16 protein-coding genes are annotated in these 26,481 nt (G+C 73.0%); 9 read left to right on the top strand and 7 right to left on the bottom strand.

Annotated features, from left to right (window positions below):
- Window positions 1-19: 19 nt before the first annotated feature.
- The 3 genes from QF034_RS15405 to ftsE all read right to left on the bottom strand — a co-directional run bounded on the left by QF034_RS15405 (window position 20) and on the right by ftsE (window position 2,905).
- Window positions 20-1,189 carry a S41 family peptidase gene (locus QF034_RS15405; protein WP_307175504.1) on the bottom strand — a complete coding sequence of 390 codons (1,170 nt, stop codon included), beginning with the start codon at window positions 1,187-1,189 and terminating at the stop codon, window positions 20-22.
- A gap of 68 nt (window positions 1,190-1,257) precedes the next feature.
- A complete protein-coding gene (gene ftsX, locus QF034_RS15410) occupies window positions 1,258-2,175 on the bottom strand; it encodes a permease-like cell division protein FtsX (RefSeq protein WP_307175505.1) in 918 nt (305 codons plus the stop codon).
- A 40-nt stretch (window positions 2,176-2,215) separates the two neighbouring features.
- Complete coding sequence (gene ftsE, locus QF034_RS15415) at window positions 2,216-2,905, bottom strand: cell division ATP-binding protein FtsE (protein WP_003990615.1); 690 nt, start codon at window positions 2,903-2,905, stop codon at window positions 2,216-2,218.
- A gap of 303 nt (window positions 2,906-3,208) precedes the next feature.
- On the opposite strand from ftsE, the gene QF034_RS15420 reads away from it, so the two are divergent.
- Window positions 3,209-3,400, top strand: coding sequence for a hypothetical protein (locus QF034_RS15420; protein ID WP_306966631.1), 192 nt, complete (start codon window positions 3,209-3,211; stop codon window positions 3,398-3,400).
- Window positions 3,401-3,520: 120 nt separating this feature from the next.
- On the opposite strand, the gene QF034_RS15425 is transcribed toward QF034_RS15420, so the two are convergent.
- From QF034_RS15425 to QF034_RS15440, 4 genes are all read right to left on the bottom strand, one after another.
- The gene (locus QF034_RS15425; RefSeq protein WP_307175506.1) at window positions 3,521-4,156 is read right to left on the bottom strand and encodes an LPXTG cell wall anchor domain-containing protein; all 636 of its coding nucleotides are present in this window, start codon (window positions 4,154-4,156) and stop codon (window positions 3,521-3,523) included.
- A gap of 303 nt (window positions 4,157-4,459) precedes the next feature.
- Complete coding sequence (gene prfB / locus QF034_RS15430; RefSeq protein WP_307175507.1) at window positions 4,460-5,566, bottom strand: peptide chain release factor 2; 1,107 nt, start codon at window positions 5,564-5,566, stop codon at window positions 4,460-4,462.
- A gap of 82 nt (window positions 5,567-5,648) precedes the next feature.
- The gene (locus tag QF034_RS15435) at window positions 5,649-6,893 is read right to left on the bottom strand and encodes a serine/threonine-protein kinase (protein WP_307175508.1); all 1,245 of its coding nucleotides are present in this window, start codon (window positions 6,891-6,893) and stop codon (window positions 5,649-5,651) included.
- A 122-nt stretch (window positions 6,894-7,015) separates the two neighbouring features.
- Window positions 7,016-8,695, bottom strand: a complete 1,680-nt coding sequence (locus tag QF034_RS15440; protein ID WP_307175509.1) for a serine/threonine-protein kinase — start codon at window positions 8,693-8,695, stop codon at window positions 7,016-7,018.
- A 363-nt stretch (window positions 8,696-9,058) separates the two neighbouring features.
- Here QF034_RS15440 and QF034_RS15445 point away from each other — a divergent pair, with 363 nt between their 5' ends.
- The 8 genes from QF034_RS15445 to QF034_RS15480 all read left to right on the top strand — a co-directional run bounded on the left by QF034_RS15445 (window position 9,059) and on the right by QF034_RS15480 (window position 26,374).
- On the top strand, window positions 9,059-13,660 hold the full coding sequence (locus QF034_RS15445; RefSeq protein ID WP_307175510.1) for an FHA domain-containing protein: 4,602 nt from the start codon (window positions 9,059-9,061) through the stop codon (window positions 13,658-13,660).
- Window positions 13,661-13,918: 258 nt separating this feature from the next.
- A complete protein-coding gene (locus QF034_RS15450) occupies window positions 13,919-15,325 on the top strand; it encodes an ABC transporter substrate-binding protein (protein ID WP_307175511.1) in 1,407 nt (468 codons plus the stop codon).
- A 4-nt stretch (window positions 15,326-15,329) separates the two neighbouring features.
- Window positions 15,330-16,676: a carbohydrate ABC transporter permease gene (locus tag QF034_RS15455; protein WP_370880803.1), complete on the top strand. Its 1,347-nt coding sequence runs from the start codon at window positions 15,330-15,332 to the stop codon at window positions 16,674-16,676.
- Complete coding sequence (locus QF034_RS15460) at window positions 16,673-17,533, top strand: carbohydrate ABC transporter permease (RefSeq protein WP_307175512.1); 861 nt, start codon at window positions 16,673-16,675, stop codon at window positions 17,531-17,533. The genes QF034_RS15455 and QF034_RS15460 overlap by 4 nt, the downstream gene beginning before the upstream one ends.
- Before the next feature lie 142 nt (window positions 17,534-17,675).
- Entirely contained in the window at window positions 17,676-19,937 is a 2,262-nt protein-coding gene (locus QF034_RS15465; protein ID WP_307175513.1) for a bifunctional glycosyltransferase/CDP-glycerol:glycerophosphate glycerophosphotransferase, read from the top strand.
- A gap of 187 nt (window positions 19,938-20,124) precedes the next feature.
- Entirely contained in the window at window positions 20,125-22,323 is a 2,199-nt protein-coding gene (locus tag QF034_RS15470; RefSeq protein ID WP_307175514.1) for a bifunctional glycosyltransferase/CDP-glycerol:glycerophosphate glycerophosphotransferase, read from the top strand.
- An 8-nt stretch (window positions 22,324-22,331) separates the two neighbouring features.
- Window positions 22,332-24,572 (top strand): bifunctional glycosyltransferase/CDP-glycerol:glycerophosphate glycerophosphotransferase, encoded by a 2,241-nt coding sequence (locus tag QF034_RS15475; protein ID WP_307175515.1) that lies wholly within the window; start codon window positions 22,332-22,334, stop codon window positions 24,570-24,572.
- On the top strand, window positions 24,569-26,374 hold the full coding sequence (locus QF034_RS15480) for an arabinofuranosyltransferase AftB family protein (protein WP_307175516.1): 1,806 nt from the start codon (window positions 24,569-24,571) through the stop codon (window positions 26,372-26,374). Before QF034_RS15475 ends, QF034_RS15480 begins: the two co-directional genes overlap by 4 nt.
- Window positions 26,375-26,481 lie beyond the last annotated feature (107 nt).

Here is a 26,481-nt window from a genome sequence, read left to right on the forward strand (position 1 = left end):
GGGGCTCGCGGGAAGTCGATTACGAGGGACCGGCCAGACCGCGCAGTACGGTCTCCGCCCGCTGGAGGGCGCCCTCGTCGGCGTCCAGGTCGGGCGTGATGCCCCGGCCGTCGACCGCGCGGCCGGAAGGGGTGCGGTAGTGCCCGACGGTCAGCTCCGCGACGGAGCCGTCGGGCAGCCGGCTCGGCATCTGGACCGAGCCCTTGCCGAAGGTCCGGGACCCCACGACGAGCGCGCGTCCGCGGTCCTGGACGGCGCCGGTGAGGAGTTCGGCCGCGCTCATCGTCCCGCCGTCCACGAGCGTGACCAGCGGTCTCGTCGTGTCACCATCGGGCTCGGCGTGCAGGGCGCGCTGCTCGCCGTCGACGTCGTACGTGGCGACCAGGCCGCCGTCGAGGAACGCGGAGGCCGCGGTGACGGCCTCGGTGACCAGGCCGCCGGAGTTGCCGCGCAGGTCGAGGACGATCCCGGCGCCGGGCGGGGCCTGCCGGACGGCCTCGCGGACCTGGTCGCCGGAGCCCTTGGTGAAGGTGTCGACCCGGATGACGGTGACCGAGCCGGCGGCTTTTCGAACGGCGACCGAGTCCGTGGACAGCTGGGCCCGGCGCACGGTCTCGGTCCACGCGCGCGTGCCCCGCTCCAGGCCGAGGCGGACGGTGGTGCCGGCGGGGGCGTCGGTGGCGTCCCCGCGGAGCATGGCCACGACCTCGGTGACGGGCCGCCCGTCGGTCTTCTCGCCGTCGACGCTGCGCAGCAGGTCTCCGGGGCGGATCCCGGCGGTGGCCGCGGGCGAGCCGGCGCGCACCTTCGTCACCTCGATACGGCCGTCGCGTGCGCTGCGCGCCCACAGGCCGACGCCGGTGTACTGGCCGTCGAGGGTTTCCTCGAACTCCTCGTACTCGCCCTGGGAGTAGACGGCGCCCCAGCGGTCCCCGCTGCGGCTGACGGCGCGCTTCGCGGCCTCCACCGCGGACTTGCCGTCCGCCATGGCCTCCTCGGCCGCCCTGGTGACGTCCGCGTGGTGCCCTGCCGGGGCGGCCGAACGCACCTCGTCCGCCGCCGACTTCCGGTCGGCCTGCGGGAGGGATCCCGTGGCCGCGCCCGCGACGAGCACGCTCGCGAACATCAATGTCAGGGCGGCCCCGCGGCGCGTGCGACGGGGCTGACAGAACGGGTCACGACCTGACATGGCGGTGAGTCTAGGACAAGGGAAAGGGCCGTACGGCTTGTTGACCGCACGGCCCCTCTTGTTATGCGTCACACCTTCAAGTACTTGCGCAGCGCGAAGAACGCGGCCAACGCCGGCATCAGCAGACTCGTCGCGAGGATGAGCGGCAGCTTCGTCAGGACGGCGTCCCAGCCGATGAAGTTGATCAGTGTCAACTGGTCGGCCAGGGCCAGTCCGTGGTCGATGAGGAAGTACCGGGCGATCAGCAGGAAGCCGCACGCGAGCGTGCCGCCGATCAGCCCGGCGACCGCGGCCTCCATGATGAACGGCGCCTGGATGTAGAAGCCCGAGGCGCCGACCAGGCGCATGATGCCGGTCTCGCGCCGGCGGCTGAACGCCGAGACGCGCACGGTGTTGACGATCAGCATCAGCGCGACGACCAGCATCAGCGCCATCACCGCCCGCGCGGCCCAGTTCATGCCGTTCAGCAGCTTGAAGAGGTTGTCCAGGATGCCCTTCTGGTCCTGGACGGACTGCACGCCGTCCCGGCCGTTGAAGGCGGTGGCGATGACCTGGTACTTCTGCGGGTCCTTCAGCTTGATGCGGTACGACTCCTGCATCTGGTCCGGCGTGAGGGAGCTGGCCAGCGGGGAGTCGCCGAACTGCTCCTTGTAGTGCTTGTACGCCTGGTCCTGCGACTCGTAGGTGACCGCCTGGACGACGTTCATCTTGTCGAGGTCGGACTTGATCTGCTTCTTCTGGTCGTCCGTCACCGCGCCCTTGGCGCAGTTGGGGTCGGACTCGGCGTCGCTCTTGTTGCAGAGGAAGATCGAGACGTTGACCTTGTCGTACCAGTAGCCCTTCATGGTGTTGACCTGGTCGCTCATCAGGAGCGACCCGCCGAACAGGGCGAGCGACAGGGCGACGGAGACGACGACCGCGAAGGTCATCGTCAGATTGCGGCGGAGACCTACGCCGATCTCCGACAGGACGAACTGGGCGCGCATGGCGAGGGGTTATGCCTTTCCGTGACTCTCTGGTGCGGTCTCAGTGCTGGTAGCCGTAGACACCGCGGGCCTGGTCGCGGACGAGGCGGCCCTTCTCCAGTTCGATGACGCGCTTGCGCATCTGGTCCACGATGTTCTGGTCGTGCGTGGCCATCACCACGGTCGTGCCCGTCCGGTTGATGCGGTCGAGCAGCTTCATGATGCCGACGGAGGTCTGCGGGTCGAGGTTGCCGGTGGGCTCGTCGGCGATGAGCAGCTTGGGCCGGTTGACGAAGGCCCTGGCAATGGCCACACGCTGCTGCTCACCACCGGACAGCTCGCCGGGCATCCGGTCCTCCTTGCCGCCGAGCCCGACGAGGTCGAGCACCTGCGGCACGGACTTGCGGATCTCGCCGCGCGACTTGCCGATGACCTCCTGCGCGAAGGCGACGTTCTCGCCGACCGTCTTGTTCGGCAGCAGGCGGAAGTCCTGGAACACCGTCCCCAGCTGGCGCCGCATCTGCGGAACCTTCCAGTTGGACAGGCGCGCGAGGTCCTTGCCCAGAACGTGCACCTGCCCGTGACTGCACCGCTCCTCGCGGAGAATCAGCCGCAGGAAGGTGGACTTTCCGGAGCCGGAGGACCCCACGAGGAAGACGAACTCGCCCTTCTCGACCTCCAGGGAGACATCCCTGAGGGCGGGGCGGGTCTGCTTGGGGTAGACCTTGGAGACGTTGTCGAATCGGATCACGGATGCACCACGGGTCGCCGGGGGTAGATGAGCGTGACCATACGCGAACCGGGCAGCAGACCGCAGTCACCGGTGGTGCTTGTGGAGGACTTGTGCCTTTTTCTGCCGGTGAGTACCACGCCCCTCAAGGGGCGCGGGGAACTGCGCGACGAGCCACATGCGGCCCGCAGCCGCGCGACAATAGCAACCACCCCTCTGGGAGCGACCCGCGCACCCTCCGGAGGAACCTGGCACAGTGGAGAGGGAACGTTCGCACCACCGCGAGCGTTACACACAAGGAACCGGCGCAAGGAGGGCGAGCGCATGACGTACGACCGGCTGGTGTGCGCGAACTGCGCGGCGCCCGTGAGCGAGGGCCGGTGCCCCGTGTGCCGTGCGAACCGCGAGCGGCTGCAACAGGAAAACTTCCTCGCGGGTCTGAACCCGATGGCGCTGATCGCCCTGCTCACGGTGCTGATCGCCGCGGTAGCACTACTGGCGCACCAAACCGCCTAGCGACGTATTCGGCGGTCTGAAAGACCGGGAAACACGAAGACACGGCCGAGGGCCCGGAGCGTTTCGCTCCGGGCCCTCGGCGCTGCGCTGTGCCTACCGTCCGTGCGGACGCGGCTACCGTCAGGCGGCAGCCCCGCCGCGGCCGCCCATGAGGCGCGGCAGGACGCGGAAGCCGACACCGCCGGCGATCATGGTGGCGGCGCCGATCACCAGGAAGGTGGTCTGCGCGGCACCCGTCTCGGCGAGCTCCTGGCCGTTGCCCTGGGCCTGCGGCGCCGCCGGGGTGGCGTCCGAGCCGGTGTCGGTGAGGGAGGAGGAGCCCTCCTCCTGCGGCGAGGTGCCGCCGTCGGGGTCGGCGGCGTTGCCGCCACCGTTGGCGCCACCGTTGGCGTTGCCGTTGCCGTTGCCGCCGCCGTTGCCGTTCCCGCCGCCGTTCCCGTTGCCCGGGGCGGTCGGCTGGGTCGTCGGGTCCTCGGTCGGCTCGGTGGGCTCGTCCGTGGGCTCGGTCGGCTCGTCGGTGGGCTCCTCGGTCGACGGCGGGTCCGTCGGGAGGTCCGTCGGCGGGTCGGTGGGGAGCTCGGTGGGAACCGGCGGGGTCGGGGTCGGGGCCGGCGACTCGTCGGCGCACAGGATGCCCAGCAGGCAGTTGTCGGTCTCCGCGGCGGATGCGGCACCGGCGGCGGTCAGCGAGGCGCCGGCGGCGATCACGGCACCGGCCGCTATCCGCGCGACACGGATCCGCGTCTTCTTCGTCATGTGGTTGCTACCCCCAGTAGCTCATCGTCATTAGGCAGCGTTTGGAGCTGTGCTCGACGGGGGTAGCTGCAGTGAAAGAGCCCCCCGGTTCACATGCGCCCCAGAGACACGCATGCCGCGCTTTACCCTTCCCATTTTTCAAAGGCACGTCAAGGGCGTTTGCGGGCGCCATGTCCAAGTACGGGGGTAATGCCGGGAGTCTGACCCTGTGAGTGTGATGTAAAACCCAGACATGAGGGCACAGAAGCGGGCACGGACAAGGCAACTGCCGCACCGAGGACGGCAGTTGCCTTGTCGACAAACTTACTTCTCCTGCTGCTTGCGCCAGCGAATTCCGGCTTCGAGGAAACCGTCGATCTCACCGTTGAAAACTGCCTCGGGATTGCCGACCTCGAAGTCGGTGCGCAGGTCCTTGACCATCTGGTACGGGTGCAGCACGTACGAACGCATCTGGTTGCCCCAGGAGTTGCCGCCGTCGCCCTTGAGGGCGTCCATCTTGGCCTGCTCCTCCTGGCGGCGCCGCTCCAGCAGCTTGGCCTGGAGCACGTTCATGGCCGTCGCCTTGTTCTGGATCTGCGAGCGCTCGTTCTGGCAGGAGACGACGATGCCGGTGGGGATGTGGGTGATGCGCACCGCGGAGTCGGTGGTGTTCACGCCCTGGCCACCGGGGCCCGAGGACCGGTAGACGTCGATGCGCAGTTCGCTCTCGTCGATGTCGACGTGGTCGGACTGCTCGACCACGGGCAGGATCTCCACGCCCGCGAAGGAGGTCTGCCGCCGGCCCTGGTTGTCGAAGGGCGAGATGCGCACCAGCCGGTGCGTGCCCTGCTCGACGGAGAGCGTGCCGTACGCGTAGGGCGCCTGGACGGCGAAGGTGGTCGACTTGATGCCGGCCTCCTCCGCGTACGACGTCTCGTAGATCTCGGTCTTGTAGCCGCGCTGCTCGGCCCACCGCAGGTACATGCGCTGGAGCTTCTCGGCGAAGTCGGCGGCGTCGACGCCGCCGGCCTCGGCCCGGATGTTCACCAGGGCCTCACGGGCGTCGTACTCGCCGGACAGGAGCGTGCGGACCTCCATCTCGTCCAGCGCCTTCTTGACGGCGACGAGCTCGGACTCGGCCTCGGCGCGGGTGTCCGGGTCGTCCTCCTCCTCGGCCATCTCGAAGAGAACGGCGAGGTCGTCGATACGACCGCGCAGCGCCTCCGCCTTGCGCACCTCGGCCTGGAGGTGGGACAGCTTGCTGGTGATCTTCTGCGCCTCATCGGGGTTGTCCCACAGGGACGGCGCGGCCGCCTGCTCCTCGAGCACGGCGATGTCTGCCCTCAGCCTGTCGAGGTCCAGAACGGCCTCGATCGACTCCATGGTCGAGGAGAGGGACTTGAGCTCTTCGGATACATCGACGACTGCCACGCCCTCCAGCGTAACGGCTCCGCCCGGCGGCCATCGCCGGGCGTCCGGGCCGGCCGGTGCGGATCGGAAGGGACCCGGGGGGTCAGGGGGACTGGGGGGCCGAGTTCTTCGTGTCCTGGGGAGGTGCGCTCGCGTCGTCGCCCGAGGTGGACAGCCACGCCCCTATGCCGACCGCCGCCGCCAGGACGACCGCGCCCGCGCCGAGGGCCACGCGGCGGCGCCGGGCGAGGGCGCGGTTGCGGGCCGAGCCCGGCCGGGGCGTGCCCGCCGCGCGCGGGGCCCGGGCCGTGCCGTGCGCGCCCCCGGCCAGCTCGTCGGGGGCCGGTACGCGCATCGAGGTGTGCGTGTCCCGGTTGGAGTCGGCCGGTTTCGCGCCCGGCACCAGGGGGACCGCGCCCCGCCGCCGGACCCGCTCGGCCGGTGCCGGCCTGGCGGGCTGCTCCTCCCGGTCCGCCTCCTCGGCGGACTCGGTGTCCGGCTCGTCCACCTCCAGCGGCGGCATGCCCGCCAGCATCGGCAGCAGCTCCCGCAGCCGGGCCCCGAGCTCCGAGGCCCGCAGCCGCGAGGCCGGCGCCTTGGCCAGGCACTGCACGAGCAGCTGCCACAGCTCGTCCGGGATGCCGGGCAGCGGGACGACCGTCTCCGTGACGTGCCGGCGCAGGACCGCACCCGGGTGGCCGCCGCCGAACGGGGTGAAGCCGGCCAGCAGCTCGTAGAGCACCGTGGCGAGTGCGTAGATGTCGACGGAGGCGCGGGGCGGCAGGCCCTCGACGATCTCAGGGGCGAGGTAGTCGGGCGTGCCGATGATCTTCGTGGCCTTGGTCCGGCGCGGGGTGTCGATGAGTTTCGCCACGCCGAAGTCGGTCAGCAGCGCGCGGTGGGAGCCGCCCGGGCCCAGGGGGCCCTGCATGTCCAGGAGGACGTTCTCCGGCTTCACGTCCCGGTGCACGACGCCCGCGGCGTGCGCGGCCGCCAGCCCGTCGGCGATGTCGGCCGCGATCGCGACGGCCGCCTCGGGCGCGAGGCGCCGGTCCCGCTCCAGCCGGGTGCGCAGATCGGTGCCCCGGACGAGGTCCATGACCAGCGCCAGGTCGTTGCCGTCGACGACCAGGTCGCGCACCGACACCACGTGCGGGTGCTCCAGGCCGAGCAGCGCCGTCCGCTCCTGCACGAAGCGCCCGACGAGTTCCTGGTCGGACGCCAGGTCCTCGCGCAGCAGCTTGATGGCGACGGGGCCCTCGGGACCCTCGCCCAGCCACACCGTGCCGGCGCTGCCCCGCCCCAGGATCTGGTGGGCGGTGTACCGGCTGCCGATCTTCCGTGCCAAGGCTGCTCCTACCGACGCGTGTTGTCGCTAAAACTACGCGTCCGGAGAGCCAACCTTCACTGCGGAGGCAGAAATCACCCGCCAGGTGTCGACAAATCACCAACCCCGCCGGGTGGTTCGGGTCAGTTCGTGCCCGAACCGCTCCCGCCGACCTTCTCGATCCAGCCGGTCACCGTGCTGAACCAGTCCGTGAGCTGGTCCCAGTAGCCCTTGGTGGTGCCGATCCACTCCTGGAGCGGGCTCAGCTCCCAGATCAGCCAGCCGGCGACGAACAGAATGATGATCGTGAAGAGACAGCCCTTCAGGCAGCCGAGCCCGGGGATCCGCATCGGGTTGGCGCTGCGCTGCCGGGGCTGCCGGGGCTCGCGCTGGGGCCGCTGCGGCTGCTGGGGCTGGGGCGGCGGTGCGGGCGGGGCGTAGCGCTGCGGCGGCTGGGGCCGCTGGGGCTGGGGGGCGTACTGCTGGGGCTGCTGCTGCGGATGGCCGTAGCCGGGGCCGGGCGGGGGTGCCTGGCGGCGCGGGGGCTGCTGGACCTGCCGGTGGGGGCGGCGGCGCAGCGGGTCCTCGTTCGGGTCGAGGTACTGGACCTGCGTCTGTTCGTTGCGGTCGCGGGCCGCCCGCAGCTGGTTCTGCCAGGGGTGCGGGTCCTCGGGACCGCCCTGCTGACCGGGGTGGCCGGGCGAGCCCGGCGGGACCGGCGGCATGACGGCGGTCGGGTCTGCCGCGCCCCGGTTCGGGAGTACGGCGGTGGGGTCGGCGGCGCCGGCCGGGCCGCCGGTGTGCGGCATGACGCTGGTCGCGGCGTTCGGGTCGTACGAGCCCGCGCCCTGCGGGAGGACCTGAGTGGGGTCGGCGTCGCCCCCGCCGGACATGTCGGGCACGGGCGCGGGCGCCGGGTCGGGCACCAGGAGCGCGCCTACGCCCTCGGCGGCGGCGATCTGCGCGGAGTTCGCGTGCACCCCGATGCCCTCGGCGACGACGCGCAGGCCACGGGCGAGGTTCACGGCGCTGGGCCGCTCGTCCGGGTTCTTGCGCAGACAGCGCTCGATGATCGTCCACAGCGGGTCGGGGACCGTGGAGGGGCGGCGCGGCTCGGCGCTCAGGTGCTGGTGCAGCACCTCCAGGGCGGAGCCGCCGGAGAACGGCGGGCGGCCGGTGACCAGCTCGTACAGCAGGATGCCGGCGCCGTAGATGTCGACGGCGGAGGTCTGCGGGCGGCCCTCGGCGGACTCGGGCGCGACGTACGCGGGCGTGCCGACGAACTCCTGGGTGCGGGTCAGGCCCGGGGAGTCGGCCAGGCGGGCGATGCCGAAGTCGGTCAGCAGCGGGTGCATCTGCCCGTCGTACTGCTGGAGCAGCACGTTCGCCGGCTTGAGGTCGCGGTGGACGACGCCGTCGGCGTGGCTGGCGGCGAGCGCGTCGGCGATCTGGGCGGTGAGCAGGGCCGCGGCGACGGGGCTGAAGGGCCCGTTCTCGCGCAGGTAGCGGTGCAGGTCGGGGCCCTCGACGAGGTCCATGACCAGCGCCAGCAGATCGCCCTCGACCACCAGGTCACGGACCCGGACGATGTTCGGGTGGGTCAGCCGGAGCAGGACGGAGCGCTCCCGGAGGAACCGCATGACGATGTCCGGGTCGCTGGCCAGCTCCTCCTTGAGGACCTTGATCGCGACGGTCTCGCCGGGCTGTCCCGGCACGGCCGCCTCGGCGCCCGCGGTCTCGCGCTGGCGGGCTCGCCAGACGGTGCCCGTGGCGCCGCGTCCGAGCGGCTCCTCGAGCAGGTACTTGCTGCCTACCGGCCGCACGTCATGCGCTCCCTGGTGCTTGCCTTGCCTGCTGGCCTGTCCGACCCACTGTAGTGCCGTGCCGCCGGGGACCGGGGTGTCGTCGTTCTGTGGGTCTTACGTATGCGTTCTCGCACGCGTTCGAAGGAAAGACGCTCACCTCGGTCTCGGGGTTGCCGAGAGTGAGCGTGACCGATCTCAAGTGATCGTCAGTGGGTCATCTGTCAGGCACTTTTGCGGGCAGAGCCGACCAATCAAGATCACTTCTTCCGGAGCGAGGGGCGCGGTGTCAGTGGCAGGTGCGAGGATGCGTGCAGTACTGGCCGACGTGCTGGGGCGGGGTGGGGGGACTCCGCGCCCGGGCAGAAGGGACCGCTGACGGCGATGCAGATCCGGCTGACCGTCGTAGACCCGCAGGGCCTGGCGGCTCCGGCCCGGGACCGCGCCGCGCGCTGCGACGTGCTGGTCACTGCACCCGCCGGGACGGCGCTCGCGGCGGTGGCCTCCGGGCTCGCCCAGGTGGTCCTCGGCGGTGACGGCTCGGGCACCCCGGTGCTGTACGCCGGGGAGCAGCGGCTCGACGCCCAGCGCTGCACGCTCGGCGAGCCCCCGCTGACCGACGGTGCCGTGCTGTCCGTCGGCGCGCCGGGCGAGCCGGAGCCGCATCCCGAGCTGGACGACGCCCCGGCCCAGCTCCAGGTGATCGCCGGCCCCGACGCCGGCGGCGTCCACATCCTGCACGGCGGCGAGATCCGCATCGGCCGCTCCGCCGACGCCGACGTACCACTCGACGACCCGGACGTCTCCCGGCTGCACTGCGCGGTGACGGTGAGCGCCGACGGCCGCGTCTCGGTCGCCGACCTCGACTCCACGAACGGCACGACGCTGGACGGCACGCGCGTGGGCGACCGGGCGGTCCGTTTCGCCCCCGGGGCGCTGCTCCGGATCGGCGAATCGGCCCTGCGGCTGGCTCCCGCCGGGGGGCCGGGGGGCCGGGTGGACACGACGCCGGACGGGGAGGGGCACGTGCGCGTGCCGGGGCCTGCCGGCGCCGGCGAGGCGGGGGTGAGTGCGGGAGCTGTCGGGCCTGGGCCAGCCGGTCCTTTCGGTGCTGAGGGGGCTGCCGCACCTGTCGGTTCTGCCGGGGCTGCGGAGGCTGCCGCGCCCCCCTTCGGCTCTGCTGGGGCTTCGGGGGCTTCCGGGCCCAGCAGGTCTTCCGGGACTGCCGGGTCTTCCGGGGCCGACGCGCATGTCGACTCTGGCGGGGCTTCGGGCGCTTCCGGGGCTGACAGGTCTTTCGGGGGTCCCGGGCCATCCGGGGCTGGCGCGCATCTCGAATCTGCCGGGGCTTCGGGGGCTACCGGGGCCGACAGGCCTTCCCGGGCAGCTGGGGCTTCCGGGGCCACAGGGATCTCCGGGCCTGGTGGGGCTGCCAGGGCCTCCGGGCCTGCCGGGCATACCCATCACGCTCACGGCTCGGCGGCCTGGGGCACGCCGGGCGCCGCGGGGCACGGCTCCGCGGACTCGGCGGTGGTGCCGGGGCGGAGTGGGGCGCCTCGGGTCGAGAGCAGGGGTGCCGGAACGGCCGCGGAGGCTCCGCGTCCGGCTGCCGAGGGCGGGCCGGGTGCCGCGCAGGGCGGGTTCCGTGCCGCTGCCGGTGAGCACGGGCCGGGCATCGCCCGGGGGCAGGGGAACTCGGGGCCCGTCGGCCCCGGCGGAGACCCAGCGCGTACGGCACCCCGGGAGGGGGCGAGTACGGCGTCGCCGGAAGGCGTGGTCCGGGCTCCCCGCCAGCGCGGCAACGCCGGGGACTCGTCGGCGGTGGGCTCCCCCGACGGCGTCACCAGCACTCCCCGGCAGCATGGTGCGACGCAGCACGGGCTCGGTGCCGGGGACACGCACGCGGGACGCTCCGGAGCCGGGGCGCTGGGCGGGGCGTTCGATGACGGGCGTGCGGGCGGTTCGGGCCAGGGCGCCGGAACGGCGGACGGCACAGGCCCTCATGCCCCGGCCGGAGGCCAAGCAGACCACCGTCGGACAGCGCCCACCGGCTCCGGTACGGACGGGAACGGGCACCCCGGAAGCACCAGCGGCCCGGGCGCAAGCCCGTACGCCCCGGCCGGAGGCCGAACAGCTCCCCGCCCGACGCCTCCCACCAGCTCCGGTCCGGACGGGAGCGGACACCCCGGCAACGACAGCGGCATGGGCGTAGGCCCGCATGCCCCGGCGGGGGCCCAGGCGGCCCCGGGTTCGACGGCGCCCACGGGCTCCGGACCGGACAGGGGTGGACACCCCGGCAACGACAGCGGCATGGGTGTAAGCCCGCATGCCCCGGCCGGAGGCCAAGCGGCCCACCGTCCGACAGCGTCCACCGGCTCCGGTACGGACAGGGACTGGCGCCCCGGCAACGACAGCGGCACGGGCGCAAGCCCGTACGCCCCGGGCGGAGGCCAAGCAGCTGCCAGTGCCGGACCTGCCAGGGGCAGTCGCCCCGGCGACGACAGCCGTGCGGGCGTCCCGGACGAGCGGTCCGGGCGTGGGCGCAAGGGCACTCCTCTCCGGGGCACCGATGTTCCGCCGGGGACGCGCAGGCGGGGCGGGCTCGGGGCGTGGGCGCGGCGGCTGGCCGGGGGGCGTGGTGAGCAGGGGGCTCCCGCGCGCGGGACGTACGAGGACGAGCCGGCCGACGTGGCGGCGGAGCGTTCGCCGGTCGTCGGGCCGGCCGTGCCGGAGACCTGGCCGGATCCGGCCACGCTGCTGCTGACGGCGCTGGGGCCGGGCCCCCGGCTGTGGGAGCGCGGGCCGGGCCACCCGGAGGCGCTCGCGGTGCGCCTCGGCACCGCCGACCGGGCCGCGCCGGACGGCTCCGGACTGCTGCCCGCGGTGCCCGTGACCGCCGGGCTGCGCGAGGTCGGCGCACTCGGTCTGGCCGGGCCCCGGGCACGGCTCGCCGGGCTGGCCCGTGCCGTGCTGGCGCAGCTCACCGCGCTGCATTCCCCCGACACACTGGAGATCGTCCTGATCGCAGCGGACCGCTCCCGCCCCCTGGCGGAGCGCACCGCCGAGTGGTCCTGGCTGGGCTGGCTGCCGCATGTCCGTCCCGGGCACGGGCAGGACTGCCGCCTCCTGCTCGCCTACGACCGGGAACAGGCCGCCGCCCGCACGGACGAGCTCATGCGCCGCCTGGAGGACCAGCTGGCGGACGCGGGAGGCGGCGCCGCAGGGGTCGGCGGGCTGCCGGGCAACGTCCGGTTCTCCCGAGCACCGGGGACCGACGGCCAGGGCGGTGACACCCAGGCGAGCGGCACCGCCGGCCCCGTGACCCGCCGCCCCTCCTGGGCCCGGGACGAGACCCCCGCTCCCGCCCCCGACCAGGTGGCCGGCTTCCCCGGCCCCTACACCGTCGTCGTCGTGGACGGCGACCCCGGCGGCGCCGACCTGCGCGCGGCCGTGGCGCGGCTGGCACTGGAGGGCCCCCGGGCCGGGATCCATGTCGTCTGCCTGGCCGAGACCGCCGCCGCCTCCCCCGCCTCGCCCGTGACGGAGACCTACGAGGCGGCCTGCTCGGTGGCGCCGACGTTCCGGCAGTGCGGTGCCGTCGCGCTGCTCAGCGGGGACGTGGCGACGGCCCTGCGGCTGATGCGTGTGGCCCGGGTCGGGGGCGAGGACTCACCGGCCGGACCCGTTGGGCACGGCACGATCGCCACCGTCGACGCCGTCTCCCCCGCCTGGGCCGAGCGGTTCGCGCGGGCGCTGGCGCCGCTGCGTACGGACGGCTCGGCGAGCGAGCGGCAGCCGCGTGTCTCCGCGCCGCTGCCCCAGGCGGCACGGCTGCTGGACGAGCTGGGCCTGGCCAGGGCCACGCCGGCGTCGCTGATGGCGCGCTGGGCGGACGCGGCCGACGACACCGAGGCGCTGGGCGGGCGGGTGCGCGCGGTGCTGGGCGCCGGGCCGCGCGGCCCGGTGTGCGCGGACCTCGCGGCCCAGGGACCGCATCTGCTGGTCGAGGGCCCGCCGGGCAGCGGCCGTACGGAGCTGCTGCGGGCGATCATCGCGTCCCTGGCCGCCGCCGAGCGGCCGGACCGGCTGGGCATCGTGCTGGTCGACGGCCGGGGCGGCCCCGGCGCGGGCGGCGGGGCAGGCGAGGGACTGCGCGTATGTACGGACGTCCCGCATGTCACCACGTACCTCACGGCCCACGACCCGGTCCGGATGCGCGAGTTCGCGCAGTCCCTGAGCGCCGAGCTGAAGCGGCGCGCCGAACTGCTGGGCCGGTCCGACTTCGCCGAGTGGCACACCGGGCGCGAGCTGTCGGGCCGTATGGTCGCCCAGCGCACGGCGACGGCCCGGGGCGGCGCCCAGGCCGAGGCACGTGCCGGGACGGCCGCCGGGGCCGGGGATCTCGACTCCCCGCCCAGTTCGACGATGCGGCTGCGGCCCGGAGCGGCCCGGCGGCAGACACAGGCGGCGCCGCCGCTGCCCCGGCTCGTCGTGGTCGTGGACGACCTGGACGCGCTGGTCTCGCCCGCCCTCGGCTCGACAGGACGTCCCGCGGCCGGGTCGGTGATGCGCGCGCTGGAGGCCGTGGCCCGGGAGGGCGAGCGGCTGGGCGTCCACCTGGTGGCGGCCACCGGCCCGTGCGCCCGGACGGCGGAGACGGAACCGGCGCGCCGGGCCACCCTGCGTGTCGCACTCGACGCCCCGGAGCCCGGTCCGGACGAGCCGGCGCCCGGACGGGGGAACCTGACCTGGGCGGACGGGCGGGCCACGCCGTTCCAGGGCGGGCGGGTCACCGGCCGTATCCCCCGGACGGCCACCCTGCGGCCCACGGTCGTACCCCTGGAATGGCACCGCATGGGTGACCCTCCGGCCCGCCGTCCGGTGCGGGAACTCGGGAACGGCCCGACCGACCTGGCACTGTTGGCCAGCGCGCTGGAAAGGGCGGCGCGGGAGGTCGCGGCGGCCCATGTGCCGTCACTTCTGTAAGGTCCTGTCGTCACATTCCCGCCTGCCCGGCCTCCGGGCGGACGACGGGAATGTGACGACAGGACCTGGCACTCGTCCATGGCACTGGCTGGATGCCGACCCCCTCCCTTGATCAGGGACGAGTCCCTGGTCACGAGGGGGTCACGATCCCCCGCTTGACAGCCGATGCCATCTTGCCGCCCCCGCACACCCGGGCGTAGACCAGATCGCACGGGAGCGCGCTCGACGTTCGACGAGGGAACGAAGAACGGGGCAGTCATGCGCATGACGAGCAGCACCATCCTGAAACGCCGGTCGCCGGAGCGGGACAAGGCGGCCCCCCAGCACCGCAGAGCCGCCAAGGCCGCGGCAGCCGTCGCCGCGGGAGCGCTCGCGCTCTCGCTCACCGCCTGCGGAGGCGACGACAAGGACAGCAGTGGAAGCCCGGGCAACACCGAGGAGGCCGCCGCCAGCAAAGTCACTCTTCCCAAGCTCGACGGGACGAGCCTGGAGATCGCCGCCGTGTGGACCGGCGCGGAACAGGCCAACTTCAAGAAGGTCCTGGCGGAGTTCGAGAAGCGCACGGGCGCCAAGGTCACGTTCGTGCCCGCCCAGGACCCGATCATCAACTTCATCGGCTCGAAGGTGGCCGGCGGACAGCCGCCGGACATCGCGATGCTGCCGCAGCCCGGCGCCATCAAACAGGCCGTCGACCGGGGCTGGGCCAAGCCTCTCGGCGCCGAGGCGCAGAAGGAACTCGGCGAGAACTACTCGCAGGGCTGGCAGGACATCGGCAAGGTGGGCGGCAAGCAGTACGGCGTCTACTACAAGGCCGCCAACAAGTCCCTGGTCTGGTACAACAACCAGGTCTTCGAGAACGCCGGGGCGAGTGAGCCCGAGACCTGGCCGGATCTGCTGAAGACCGCGCAGACGGTCTACGACTCCGGCGTCACCCCGTTCTCCGCCGGCGGCGCCGAGGGCTGGACGCTGACCGACTGGTTCGAGAACGTCTACCTCTCCCAGGCCGGCCCGGAGAAGTACGACCAGCTGGCCAAGCACGAGATCAAGTGGACGGACTCGTCCGTGAAGGACGCGCTGACCACGCTCGCGCAGGTGTGGGGCAAGCCCGACTACATCGCGAAGGGGGCGTTGCAGACCGACTTCCCGGCCTCCGTCACGCAGGTCTTCACCGGCGGGGACCAGCCCAAGGCGGCCATGGTCGCCGCGGGCGACTTCGCGCAGGTCAACATCCCGAAGAGCATGAAGATCGGCACGGACGCGAAGGTGTTCCCGTTCCCGGCGGTCGGTGACAACGGGCCGGTGGTCTCGGGCGGCGACGCGGCCGTGATCCTTGAGGACTCCAAGGGGTCGCAGGCCCTGGCCACCTGGCTCGCCTCGCCGGACGCGGCGCAGATCCAGGCCAAGCTGGGCGGCTACCTCTCGCCGAACAAGAACGTGCCGAACTCCGCGTACCCGAACGCGGTGCAGCAGAGGATCGCCAAGGCGCTCATCGACGCCGGTGACGACTTCCGCTTCGACATGTCCGACCAGGCCCCCCAGGCCTTCGGCGGCACGCCCGGCAAGGGTGAGTGGAAGATCCTCCAGGACTTCCTGAAGAACCCGAAGGACGTGGCGGGCACGCAGCAGAAGCTGGAGGCCGAAGCGGCCGCGGCCTACGGAGGCTGACGTCATGACGTCGGCCACGGCGGCAGGGGGCGTCAAGCCCCCTGCCGCTCCCAAGTCGCGCAAGAGTGTGACCGGTACGCGCAGGATGGTCGCGGCGCTGTTCCTGCTTCCCGCGCTCGTCCTGCTCGGCGCGCTCGTGGTGTACCCGATCGGGTACTCGGTGGTCCGCAGCTTCTACGACCAGTCCGGCGACGGCTTCGCCGGGATCGACAACTACACGTCCCTCTTCACCGACGAGGGCATCCGCACCGCGCTGAAGAACAACGTCATCTGGGTGGTGTTCGCGCCGACGGTCGCGACGGCGCTCGGCCTGATCTTCGCGGTGCTGACCGAACGGGTGCGCTGGGGCACGGCCTTCAAGCTGGTCGTCTTCATGCCGATGGCGATCTCGATGTTGGCGGCGGGCATCATCTTCCGCCTGGTGTACGACCAGGACCCGGACAAGGGCGTCGCGAACGCGGTGTGGGTGGGCGTGCACGACACGTTCACCCAGGCGTCGGCGTTCCCGAAGGCCCACCCGGGCCGTCAGTCGCCGCTGGAGCCGGCGGGCGGCGGCGCGTTCCTCACCAAGTCACCCGTCCGCGCGGGCGAGACCGTCTCGCTGCCCCTGGTGGGTGTCGCGCCGGACCTGATGCCGGACGGCGCCAAGCCCGCCGTGGCGGCGAAGCCCGAGCCGGACAAGATCACCGGCACGACCTGGCAGGACTTCACGCGGGGCAAGGGCGTCGGCAAGCTGAACAGCGTCGATGCGTCCGAACTGGGCTATGCCGGCATGAGGATCGAGGCCGTCAAGGACGGCAAGGTCGTGGCCTCCACCACGGCCGGCGACGACGGCACCTTCACCCTGCCGGCCTCGGCCGACGGGGCCCTGCTCCGGCTGCCGGACAGCAACTTCAAGGAGCCGTACAACGGCCTGGACTGGCTCGGCCCGTCCCTGGTCACCCCGTCCATCATCGGCTCGTACATCTGGATGTGGGCGGGCTTCGCGATGGTGCTGATCGCGGCCGGGCTCGCGGGCGTGCCGCGCGAACTGCTGGAGGCGGCCCGGGTCGACGGCGCGAGTGAGTGGCAGGTGTTCAGACGGGTCACGGTGCCGCTGCTGGCGCCGGTCCTCGCGGTCGTCGCCGTCACCCTGATGATCAACGTGCTGAAGGTCTTCGACCTGGTCTTCATCATCGCCCCGGGCTCCTCCCAGGACGACGCGAACGTCCTCGCCCTGGAGCTGTACCGCAAGGGCTTCTCCGAGGACCAGCCGGGCATCGCCAGCGCCATCTCGGTGTTCCTGCTGCTGCTCGTGATCCCGGTGATGTGGTTCAACGTAAGGCGGCTGAGGCGGGAGGTGCGGCGATGAAGGCGAAGCAGTCGCTGGGGTCCCGGCTCGCCGAGGGGGTCAGCGGTGGGCTGGTGCAGGTGTTCCTCATCGTCGTCGGCCTGTTCTGGCTGGTGCCGACGATCGGTCTGCTGCTGGCGAGTCTCCGTTCCCCGGAGGACATCGCGGCGAGCGGCTGGTGGAAGGTGTTCACCGAGCCGTCGCAGATCACCTTCGACAGCTACCGGAAGCTGCTGGAGAACGAGGACATCACCAGCTCGCTGCTGAACACGGTGTGGATCACCGTGCCGGCGACCCTGCTGGTCGTGATCATCGGCTCGCTGGCGGGCTACGCCTTTGCCTGGATGGAGTTCCCGGGCCGGGACTGGTGGTTCCTGGGCGTGGTCGGCCTGTTGGTGGTGCCGGTGCAGGTCGCGCTGATCCCGATCGCCGAACTCTTCGGCAACATCGGCATCTTCGGCTCGGTGACCGGCGTCGTGCTCTTCCACGTCGGCTTCGGTCTGCCCTTCGCGGTGTTCCTGCTGCGGAACTTCTTCGCGGAGATCCCGAGAGAGCTGCTGGAGGCGGCGCGCCTGGACGGGGCGGGTGAACTGGGGCTGTTCTTCCGTGTCGTGATGCCGCTCGGCGCCCCGGCGATCGCCGCCCTCGGCATCTTCCAGTTCCTGTGGGTGTGGAACGACCTGCTGGTCGCGCTGATCTTCTCGGACTCCGGGAGCCAGCCGATCACGGTCGCACTCCAGACACAGGTGCGGCAGTTCGGCAACAACATCGATGTGCTGGCACCCGGCGCGTTCATCTCGATGGTGGTCCCGCTGGCCGTCTTCTTCGCGTTCCAGCGGCAGTTCGTGTCCGGCGTGATGGCCGGGGCCGTCAAGTAGCGTTCAGCGCAAGGCAGTTGGAGGGGCGGACCGGTCGCGGTCCGCCCCTTGTGCGTTCCCCCGGATGCCGTAGTCGCCGTAACCAACTCGGCCCACCGGCCGTTCCCGGGCCGAACGCCCGCGCCGACCGATGGATGGCCTCTTGCCCAGGTTCAGTGTCATTGTCCCCGCGTACCAGGTTCAGGCGTACCTGCACGAGTGCCTCGAATCGGTGCTCTCCCAGTCCTGTCCCGATCTGGAACTGATCGTCGTCGACGACTGCTCGCCGGACGGGTGCGGCGCGATCATCGACGAGTTCGCCGCCCGCGACGCGCGCGTCCTTCCCGTCCATCTGCCTCAGAACGTCGGCCTGGGCCGCGCGAGAAACGCCGGCGTGTCCCACGCGAGCGGCGACTACCTGCTGTTCCTCGACAGCGACGACACCCTCACGCCCGACGCGCTGCGGTCCATCGCCGACCGGCTGAAGGAGACCGGCGAGCCGGACGTCCTCGTCTTCGACTACGCGCGCACCTACTGGACGGGCGAGGTGGTCCGCAACCAGGCGGCCCTCCAGCTCACCGAGCAGGGCCCGGCCCCGTTCCGCCTGGAGGACCGGCCGGGTCTGCTGCGGCTGCTGATGGTCGCCTGGAACAAGGCCTACCGGCGGGACTTCGTCGAGAAGCAGGGGTTCGCCTTCCCGCCCGGGTACTACGAGGACACGCCGTGGACGTACCCGGTGCTGATGACCGCGGAGTCGATCGCGACCCTCGACCGCGTCTGCGTGCACTACCGGCAGCGGCGGCAGGGCAGCATCCTGCGCACCACCAGCGAGCGGCACTTCGACGTCTTCGAGCAGTACGACCGGGTGTTCGCGTTTCTTGAGGAGCGGCCCGAACTGGCCCGGTGGCGGCCGGTGTTGTTCCGCCGCATGGTCCACCACCTGGCGATCGTGTACGCGCGACGGGACCGGCTGCCCCCCGGCACGCACGCGGACTTCATGCGCCGGGCCCGCGCCCACTACCGCCGCTACCGCACCCCCGGTATCCCCGTCCCCCTGCGCTGCCGGATCCACCACACCCTGATCCGCTTCGGCCTGCACCGCACCTACCGCACGCTCCAGCTGGCCTCGGCCCTGCACCGCCGCGTCGCGCGGACCACCGGGAAGCTGCTGTGCGGGGTGCGGTCCGCCGCGCTCGGGCTGCACTACCGCGTCCAGCGCTGTCTCCCGCTGCGCGCCGACCGGGCCGTCTTCGCCGCCTACGACGGCCGTGGCCACTGCTGCAACCCGGGCGCGCTGGAGTCCGCGTTCCGCGATCTCGCGCCGCACATCCGCACGGCGTGGATCGCCCGTCCCGAGCACCACCACACCATCCCGCCCGGCCCGCGCCGCGTCGTCCCCGGCACGGCCGCCTACTGGACGGCACTCGCCCGCTCCGCCTACCTGGTCAGCAACACCGACTTCGACCACCGCCTGGTCAAGCGCCGGGGCCAGACCCTGATCCAGACCGGGCAGGGCACCCCGCTGGGGCACATCGGCCTCGACCTGCAGGAGCGCCCGGCGGCGGCGCGGGGCAGGGACTTCGCCCGGCTGCTCAAGGGCGTCGACCAGTGGGACTACCTGCTGTCCGCCAACCGCCACACCACCCTCACCCACGAGCGCGTCCACCCCGGCCGCTACACCACGCTGGAGTACGGCTGTCCCCGCAACGACGTGTTCCGCAGGGCGACCCCGGCGGACGTGGCCCGGCTGCGCTCCTCGCTCGGCATCCCGGAGGGCACGGTGGCGATCCTCTACGCGCCGACCCGCCGCGACTACCGCCGCTCCCAGCGCCACGCCCTCGACCTCCAGCGGATCGTGCGCCGCCTGGGCCCGCGCTTCATGGTGCTGGCCCGCGCCCACCACGCCTACGACGCCCCGCTGACCGGCAGCTGCGGCCGGGTCGTCGACGTCAGCGACCATCCGAGTGTCCAGTCGCTGTGCCTGGCCTCGGACGCCCTGGTCACGGACTACTCCTCGCTGATGTTCGACTACGCCAATCTCGACCGGCCGATCGTGATCCACGCCGACGACTGGGAGGCGTACGACGCGGCCCGCGGCACCTACTTCGACCTGCGCTCCTTCCCGCCGGGCGCGGTCGCGCGCGGCGAGGACGAGCTGATCGACATCTTCGCCACCGGCCACTGGCGCGGCTCCCGGTCGGCCCAGCTGCGCGCGGCGTTCCGGGAGCGGTTCTGCACGTACGACGACGGCCGGGCCGCCGAGCGGGTCGTGCGCCGGGTCGTCCTCGGGGAGTCGGACCTGCCGCCGGTCGTGCCGCTCGACGAGCGCCGGCCGGTGCCGTCGGCGGCGGCCTCGCTGGTGCGCGAGCCGCTCACCACGGTCTCGCAGCCGGCCGGTCCGCCCGTCGTCACCGACCTCCTCTGAACCCGGTTCTCACGCGTGGGAGTCCGCATGCCCTCCAGCCCGTCGCGGCCGACCCCGAGCCGGCCGCCCTCCTGGCGCCCGTCCGGGAGGCCGGGACGCCGTGGTCGCGTCGCCTGACGCGGCCGTTCGCTTCCACAGCCCCTCGCCCCCCCCCGACAGAGCCTCGCCCCTCGACAGAAAGAGCAGAATGCCCCGCTTCAGCATCGTCGTCCCGTCCCATGGGGTCGCGGGCCGGCTGTCCCTGGCGCTGGACTCGATCCTCGCCCAGTCGTTCGGCGACTTCGAGCTGATCCCGGTGTGCGACGCGCCCAACTCACCCGCGGCGGACGTCGTCGCCGGGTACGCCGAGCAGGACTCCCGGGTGACGCCGGTGCACTCGCCGCCGTCGGCCGGTCTGGCCGGGGCGCGCAACGCCGGGCTGCGGTCGGCGGTCGGCGGCCATGTGCTGTTCCTCGACGGGGACGACGTCCTGGTCCCGGGGGCGCTGGCGGCGCTGGACGCCCGGCTGGGCGCGGTCGGCGACGTCGACGTCCTGTACTTCGAGCACGAGCGCACCCCCTGGTGGGAGGGCGAGCCGGCCAACCCGGCCGCGCCCCTGCTGGCCGGGACACCGGACGGGGCCTTCTCCCCCGGCCGGGCCCCGCGGCTGACGGGCGTGGCGCTGCCGGCGTGGAGCGCGGCCTACCGCCGGGCCTTCCTCACCGAGCAGGGCCTCGTCTTCCCCGGGGACCACTTCACCGACACCGGGTTCGGCGGTCTCGTCACCCTGCGGGCGGAGCGTGTGGCGGCCCTGCGCGCGGTCGTCGTCCGGCATCTGCTGCGCCGGCAGGGCAACCGCCTCAACCTGCCCGGAGAGCACCACGCCCAGCTGCTCGACCAGACCGAGCTGGTGCTGGCGCGGGCCGCGGAGCAGGGGCTGCCCGCGGACCGGCTGAGGCCGCTGTTCGAGCAGCTCTTCGCCGCCGTGCTGAAGACGGCCGCCCACCCCCGGCGGCTGACGGCCGGGCGGCGCGCCTTCTTCCGCCGGGCGAGCGCGCTCTACCGGCGGCACCGCCCCGCGGGCTACCAGCCGCCCGGCGGCAGCCTCGGTGTTCAGCACCGGCTGCTGGCGGCCGGATCGTACGCCGCGTTCCGCACCCTGCGCGCCGCCAACCGGAGGGCCGCGGGAGCCGCCGCGCTGCTCCCGCGCCCGAGGGGGCTGCGCACCCGCCTGCGGTACGCGGCGGACCTGCGTCTGCCCCTCGACGAGAACCTCGTCGTGTACTGCGCGTACTGGGGCCGCGGCTACGCCTGCAACCCGGCCGCGATCCACGCCAAGGCCCGCGAACTCGCCCCGCACCTGCGCTCGGTGTTCCTGGTCGAGCCGGAGGCGGTGGACGCCATGCCGCCGGACGTGGAGTACGCGGTGATCGGCAGCCGGAAGCACTGGCAGGTGCTGGCCCGCGCCAAGTACCTCGTCAACAACGCCAACTTCGCGGACGCCGTCGTCAAACGCCCCGGCAGCGTGCACCTGCAGACCCAGCACGGCACACCGCTGAAGAAGATGGGCGCCGACCAGGCGACCTACCCCGTGGTGGCCGCGGCGACCGGAAGCTTCGCCAAGCTGCTGGCCCGGGTCGACCGCTGGGACTACAACCTCACCTCCAACCGGCACTCCACCGAGATGTGGGAGAAGGCGTTCCCCGGCGCGCACGAGACCCTGGAGTACGGCTATCCGCGCAACGACGTCTACTGCACGGCGTCCGCCGAGGACGTCGCCCGCGTCCGCAAGGAGCTGGGCGTCCCGGACGGCAAGAAGGCCCTGCTCTACGCGCCCACCCACCGCGACTACGCCACCGGCTTCGCGTCGGGCCTGGACCTGGCGGAGTTCTGCGAGGCGATCGGCGACGACTACGTGGTGCTGCTGCGCGCCCACTACTTCTACGACCAGGGGGCGAGCCGGGGCGGCGGCCGGATCATCGACGTTACCGGGCACCGCTCCTCGGAGGACGTGTGCCTGGCCGCCGACGCGCTGATCACCGACTACTCGTCGATCATGTTCGACTACGCCAACCTGGACCGGCCGATCGTCGTGTACGCCGACGACTGGGAGGTCTACCGGGAGCTGAGGGGCGTCTACTTCGACCTGATGCGGATCCCGCCCGGCCGGGTCGCCCGCACGCCCGAGGAACTGGCGGCCGTCTTCCGCGACGGCGGCTGGGCGGACGAGTCCGCCACGGCCCTGCGCGCCGCCTTCCGGGAGCGCTTCTGCCAGTTCGACGACGGGCGGGCCGCCGAGCGCGTCGTACGCCGGGTGCTGCTGGGTCAGCCGCCCGAGTCGATCCCGCCCGTGATCCCGCTCGCGGAGCGCGTCCCGGCCCCCGCCGCCACCCTCGTGAGGAGCTGACCGAAGAAGTGCCCCGCTTCAGCATCATCGTCCCCGTCTACAAGGTGCAGGGCTTCCTGCGCGAGTGTCTCGACTCGGTGCTCGGCCAGTCGTACGGCGACTTCGAGGTGATCGCCGTGGACGACCGCTCGCCGGACGGCAGCGGTGCGATCCTCGACGAGTACGCGGCGAGCGACGCCCGGGTGCGGGTGCTGCACCTGCCCGAGAACGTGGGCCTCGGCCGGGCCCGCAACGCCGGTCTGGAGCAGGCGGCCGGGGACTACGTCCTCTTCCTCGACAGCGACGACCACTACACGCCGGGCCTGCTGGCGGCCGTCGCCGCGCGCCTCGACGCGACCGGCGAGCCGGACATCCTGGTCTTCGACCATGTGCGCACCTACTGGTGGGGCCGGGGCGGGCGCAGCGAGGCGGCGGACCTGCTGGCCGCGGCGGGCACGGACACCTTCACCATCCGGGAGAGCCCGCAGTACCTGAACCTCTTCCTGGTCGCCTGGAACAAGGCGTACCGCCGGTCCTTCTTCCAGGAGCACGGCCTGCGGTACGCGCCGGGGCTGTACGAGGACGCGCCGGTCACCTACCGGTCGATGGTGCTGGCGGACCGTATCGCCTGCCTGGACCGGATCGGGGTGGAGTACCGGCAGCGCCGGCAGGGCGCGATCACCAAGACACCGGGGCGCCGGCACTTCGAGATCTTCCCGCAGTACGAGGGCCTGTTCGCGTTCCTGGAGCAGCGCCCCGACCTCGACTGGGCCCGGCCGCTGCTGCTGGAGCGGGCCCTGGACCACATGCTGTTCGTGCTGTCCCGGGAGGACCGGGTGCGGCCCGCCGACCGGGGCGACTTCTACCGTGAGATCCGCTCCTTCCGCCGCCGTCACCTCCCCGAGGGCGGCTTCCCGGAGCCGGACGGCTGGCGCGGGGTCGAGATGCGGCTGCTGGCGTCGGCGCCCTACGCCTCGTACGCGGCGGTGCGGGGACTGCGGGACGTGCGCGCGACCGTCCTGGGCGGGCGGCGGCGGGTGGTGCGCAAGGCGTCGGAGACCGCCGTGCGCACCTGGTACCGGGCCCAGTCGAGGCTGCCCCTCGATCCGCATCTCGCCGTCTACTCGGCGACCCACCACCGGGGCGTGTCCGGCGACCCGGCCGCGATCCACGCCAAGGCGCGCGAGCTCGCCCCGCACATCCGGGGCGTGTGGGTGGTCCGGGAGGACGCGGTGGACGCGCTGCCGCCCGGCACCGACCATGTGACGCCGGGCTCGCGGCGCTACCACGAGGTCATGGCGCGGGCCACGTACTGGGTGAACAACGTCAACTGGCCCGGCACCCTGGCCAAGCGGCCCGGCAGCGTCCACATCCACACCCACCAGGGCACCCCGCTCAAGTACATGGGCGCCGACCTGCTGACCAAGCCGGGCGCCCGGCACGGCTTCGACGTGCCGCAGATGCTGCTCCGCGCCGACCGCTGGGACTACAGCCTGGTCGCGGGGCGGCACGCGGAGCGGGCCTGGGAGCGGGCCTACCCGTGCCACTTCACCTCGCTGCGGACCGGCAGTCCGCGCAACGACGTGCTGGTCGGCGCCGGCCCGGAGCGGGGCCGGGCCGTGCGCGAGCGGCTCGGCATCCCCGCTGATCACACGGTGGTGCTGTACGCGCCGACCCGCCGCGACTACCGGCGGGGCGGGCACGTGGACCGGTTCGACCTGGCCCGGTTCGCCGCGGACCTCGGCCCCGGCCACACGCTCGTCGTCCGCCTGCACCCGTCGCTGGCCCAGGGCGTGGCACGCGGCCTGGGCCTCGCCGACCTGCACCGGCGGGGGGTGGTGGTGGACGCGACCGACGAGCCGCACGTCGAGGACGTGCTGCTCGCCTCCGACGCGCTGGTGACCGACTACTCCGCCCTGATGTTCGACTACGTGCTCCTGGACCGGCCGGTCGTGGTGCACGCGGACGACTGGGGCGCGTTCACGGCGAGCCGGGGCGCCTACTTCGACGTCACGGCCGACGCGCCGGGGCATGTGTCGCGCTCGTACCGGGAGCTGGCCTGGCTGTTCGCGTCCGGCACCTGGCAGGACGCGGAGTCGGCGCGGTTGCGGGCGGACTTCCGGGAGCGGTACTGCGAGTTCGAGGACGGGCAGGCCGCCGAGCGGGTGGTACGCCTGCTGATGCTGGGCGAGCGGGGCGGTGCGCTGTTGCCCCCTGCCCGCCGCACGCCGGGGCTGCCTGCCCGGTCCGGGGCGCTGATCGAGCGATGACGACTCCCGCCACCCCCGAGGCCGTTCCCTCCCTGCCCGGTCAGCGGGCCTCCTCGGCCCGGCCTCCGGCCGTCGTCGAGCGGCTGCGGCCGGTGCACTGGTGGCACGCGGCCCTGGTCGCCGTACCGACCGCGGCCCTGTTCGTGCTGGGCTACCGGCGGCGCTGGATCTGCGACGACGGGCTGATCTACCTGCGCCCGGTCCGGCAGATCCTGGCGGGCAACGGGCCGGTGTTCAACGTCGGGGAACGGGCGGAGAGTTCCACCGGCACCCTGTGGCAGTGGCTGCTCGCGCTCGCCACCTGGGTCACCGGCGAGGATCCGGCGTTCCTCGCGGTCGGGCTCGGACTGCTGCTGAGCACGGCCGGGTTCGGGCTCGCCCTGTACGCCACGGGCCGGCTGCACCGGGGCGCGGGGCTGCTGCTTCCCGCGGGTGTGTTCGTGCTGCTGGCCGTACCGCCGTTCTGGTCGTACATGACCTCCGGCCTGGAGAGCGGCCTCGGCGCCTTCTGGACCGGCCTGTCGTGGTGGCTGCTGACGGGCACCCGGAGGGGTCGGCAGGCCCGGGTGACGTGCGCCGCCGCGTTCGTGTTCGGGCTGGGGCCGCTGGTCCGGCCCGATCTGGCGGTGGTCACGGTGTGCTTCCTGGCGGCGCAGTGGTGGGTGCTGCGCCCGTCCCGGCGGGGCACCGCGGCGATGGCGGCCTCGGCGGTGGCGCTGCCGCTGGCGTACGAGGTGTTCCGGGCGGGGTACTACGGGATCCTGGTGCCGCTGCCCGCCATCGCCAAGGAGGCGAGCGCGAGCGACTGGGGCCGGGGCGCCGGCTATGTCCAGGAGACGCTCGGGCCCTACTGGCTGTGGCCCGTCGTGCCGGTGCTCGCCGCGCTGGCCGCCCTCCTCGTGCGGCGCACCGGACTGGAACGGCGGGACCGCGCCCCGGGACGGGCCTCGCTCGCCGTGCTGCTGGCGCCGCTCGCGGCGGGTGCGCTGCTCGCCGGGTACGTCGTCCGCGTCGGCGGCGACTACATGCACGCCCGCATGATCCTGCCCGCCCTCCTGCTGCTGCTCCTGCCGGTGCTGGTCGTGCCGGCGACCCGGTTCACGGGGGTCGCGAGCGCGCTGCTGGCGGTGTGGCTGTGCGCGGCGGTCAGCCCGCTGCGGACGCCGTTCGACGTGCGCAGCACGCCCGGCTCGTTCAACGTGCGCAGCTCCGACGTGGAGGGCCTCGGCGACCACAACCCGGTGCGCACCGCCACCTGGGTGGCCAACTGGCCGGCCCTGCCGGAGGGGCGCGGCATGCTGGCGCGGGCCACGCGGGCGCCCCGGCCGACCCTGCTGTACTTCGACACCGCGCGCCGGCTGCACGCCACGCCGATGCGCGCGGACTCCCCGTACCACGTGGTGATCGTGGGACGTCATCTCGGCGTCACGGGAGCCGCGGCGCCGCTCGACGCCTACGTCAACGACGCCTGGGGGCTGGCCAGTCCCGTCGGCGCGCATCTCGCGCTGGAGCGGTGGAGCTGGCCCGGGCACGAGAAGTTCCTGCGCAACTACTGGGTCTTCGCGGAGTGGGCGGTGCGGCACCCGCCGCAGCGCGATCTGCTGCGGGCCGGGGCCCCGCGGGAGGCGGTCGAGGCGGCCCGGGCCGCGCTGGGCTGCGGCGAGCTGGCCGAGCTGAGGGAGTCGGTGCGCGCGCCGCTCACCGCCGAGCGGTTCTGGCGGAACCTCACGGGGGCCGTCGAGCGGACGCGGTTCCGGTTCGCGCGCTGGCCGGCCGCGGCGGAGCGGGCCCTGTGCGACTGACGGCGGCAGGCGGGTGTATCGGCAGGTGGGTGCAGTCGCCTCACCCGATGAAGTGACCCGGGGTCAGGCTCGCGGAACGGGCGGGAACATTCGGCGCATGCCCCAGT

This window comes from Streptomyces africanus (genome assembly GCF_030816955.1).
In the GTDB taxonomy this organism is placed as follows: domain Bacteria; phylum Actinomycetota; class Actinomycetes; order Streptomycetales; family Streptomycetaceae; genus Streptomyces; species Streptomyces africanus.

What these genes read in the sequence shown, in the direction of transcription:
- QF034_RS15405 (WP_307175504.1), bottom strand. Translation starts at nt 1,189, where the DNA reads ATGTCAGGTCGTGACCCGTTCTGTCAGCCCCGTCGCACGCGCCGCGGG.
- ftsX (WP_307175505.1), bottom strand. Translation starts at nt 2,175, where the DNA reads ATGCGCGCCCAGTTCGTCCTGTCGGAGATCGGCGTAGGTCTCCGCCGC.
- QF034_RS15420 (WP_306966631.1), top strand. Translation starts at nt 3,209, where the DNA reads ATGACGTACGACCGGCTGGTGTGCGCGAACTGCGCGGCGCCCGTGAGC.
- QF034_RS15425 (WP_307175506.1), bottom strand. Translation starts at nt 4,156, where the DNA reads ATGACGAAGAAGACGCGGATCCGTGTCGCGCGGATAGCGGCCGGTGCC.
- QF034_RS15445 (WP_307175510.1), top strand. Translation starts at nt 9,059, where the DNA reads ATGCAGATCCGGCTGACCGTCGTAGACCCGCAGGGCCTGGCGGCTCCG.
- QF034_RS15450 (WP_307175511.1), top strand. Translation starts at nt 13,919, where the DNA reads ATGCGCATGACGAGCAGCACCATCCTGAAACGCCGGTCGCCGGAGCGG.
- QF034_RS15455 (WP_370880803.1), top strand. Translation starts at nt 15,330, where the DNA reads ATGACGTCGGCCACGGCGGCAGGGGGCGTCAAGCCCCCTGCCGCTCCC.
- QF034_RS15460 (WP_307175512.1), top strand. Translation starts at nt 16,673, where the DNA reads ATGAAGGCGAAGCAGTCGCTGGGGTCCCGGCTCGCCGAGGGGGTCAGC.
- QF034_RS15470 (WP_307175514.1), top strand. Translation starts at nt 20,125, where the DNA reads ATGCCCCGCTTCAGCATCGTCGTCCCGTCCCATGGGGTCGCGGGCCGG.
- QF034_RS15480 (WP_307175516.1), top strand. Translation starts at nt 24,569, where the DNA reads ATGACGACTCCCGCCACCCCCGAGGCCGTTCCCTCCCTGCCCGGTCAG.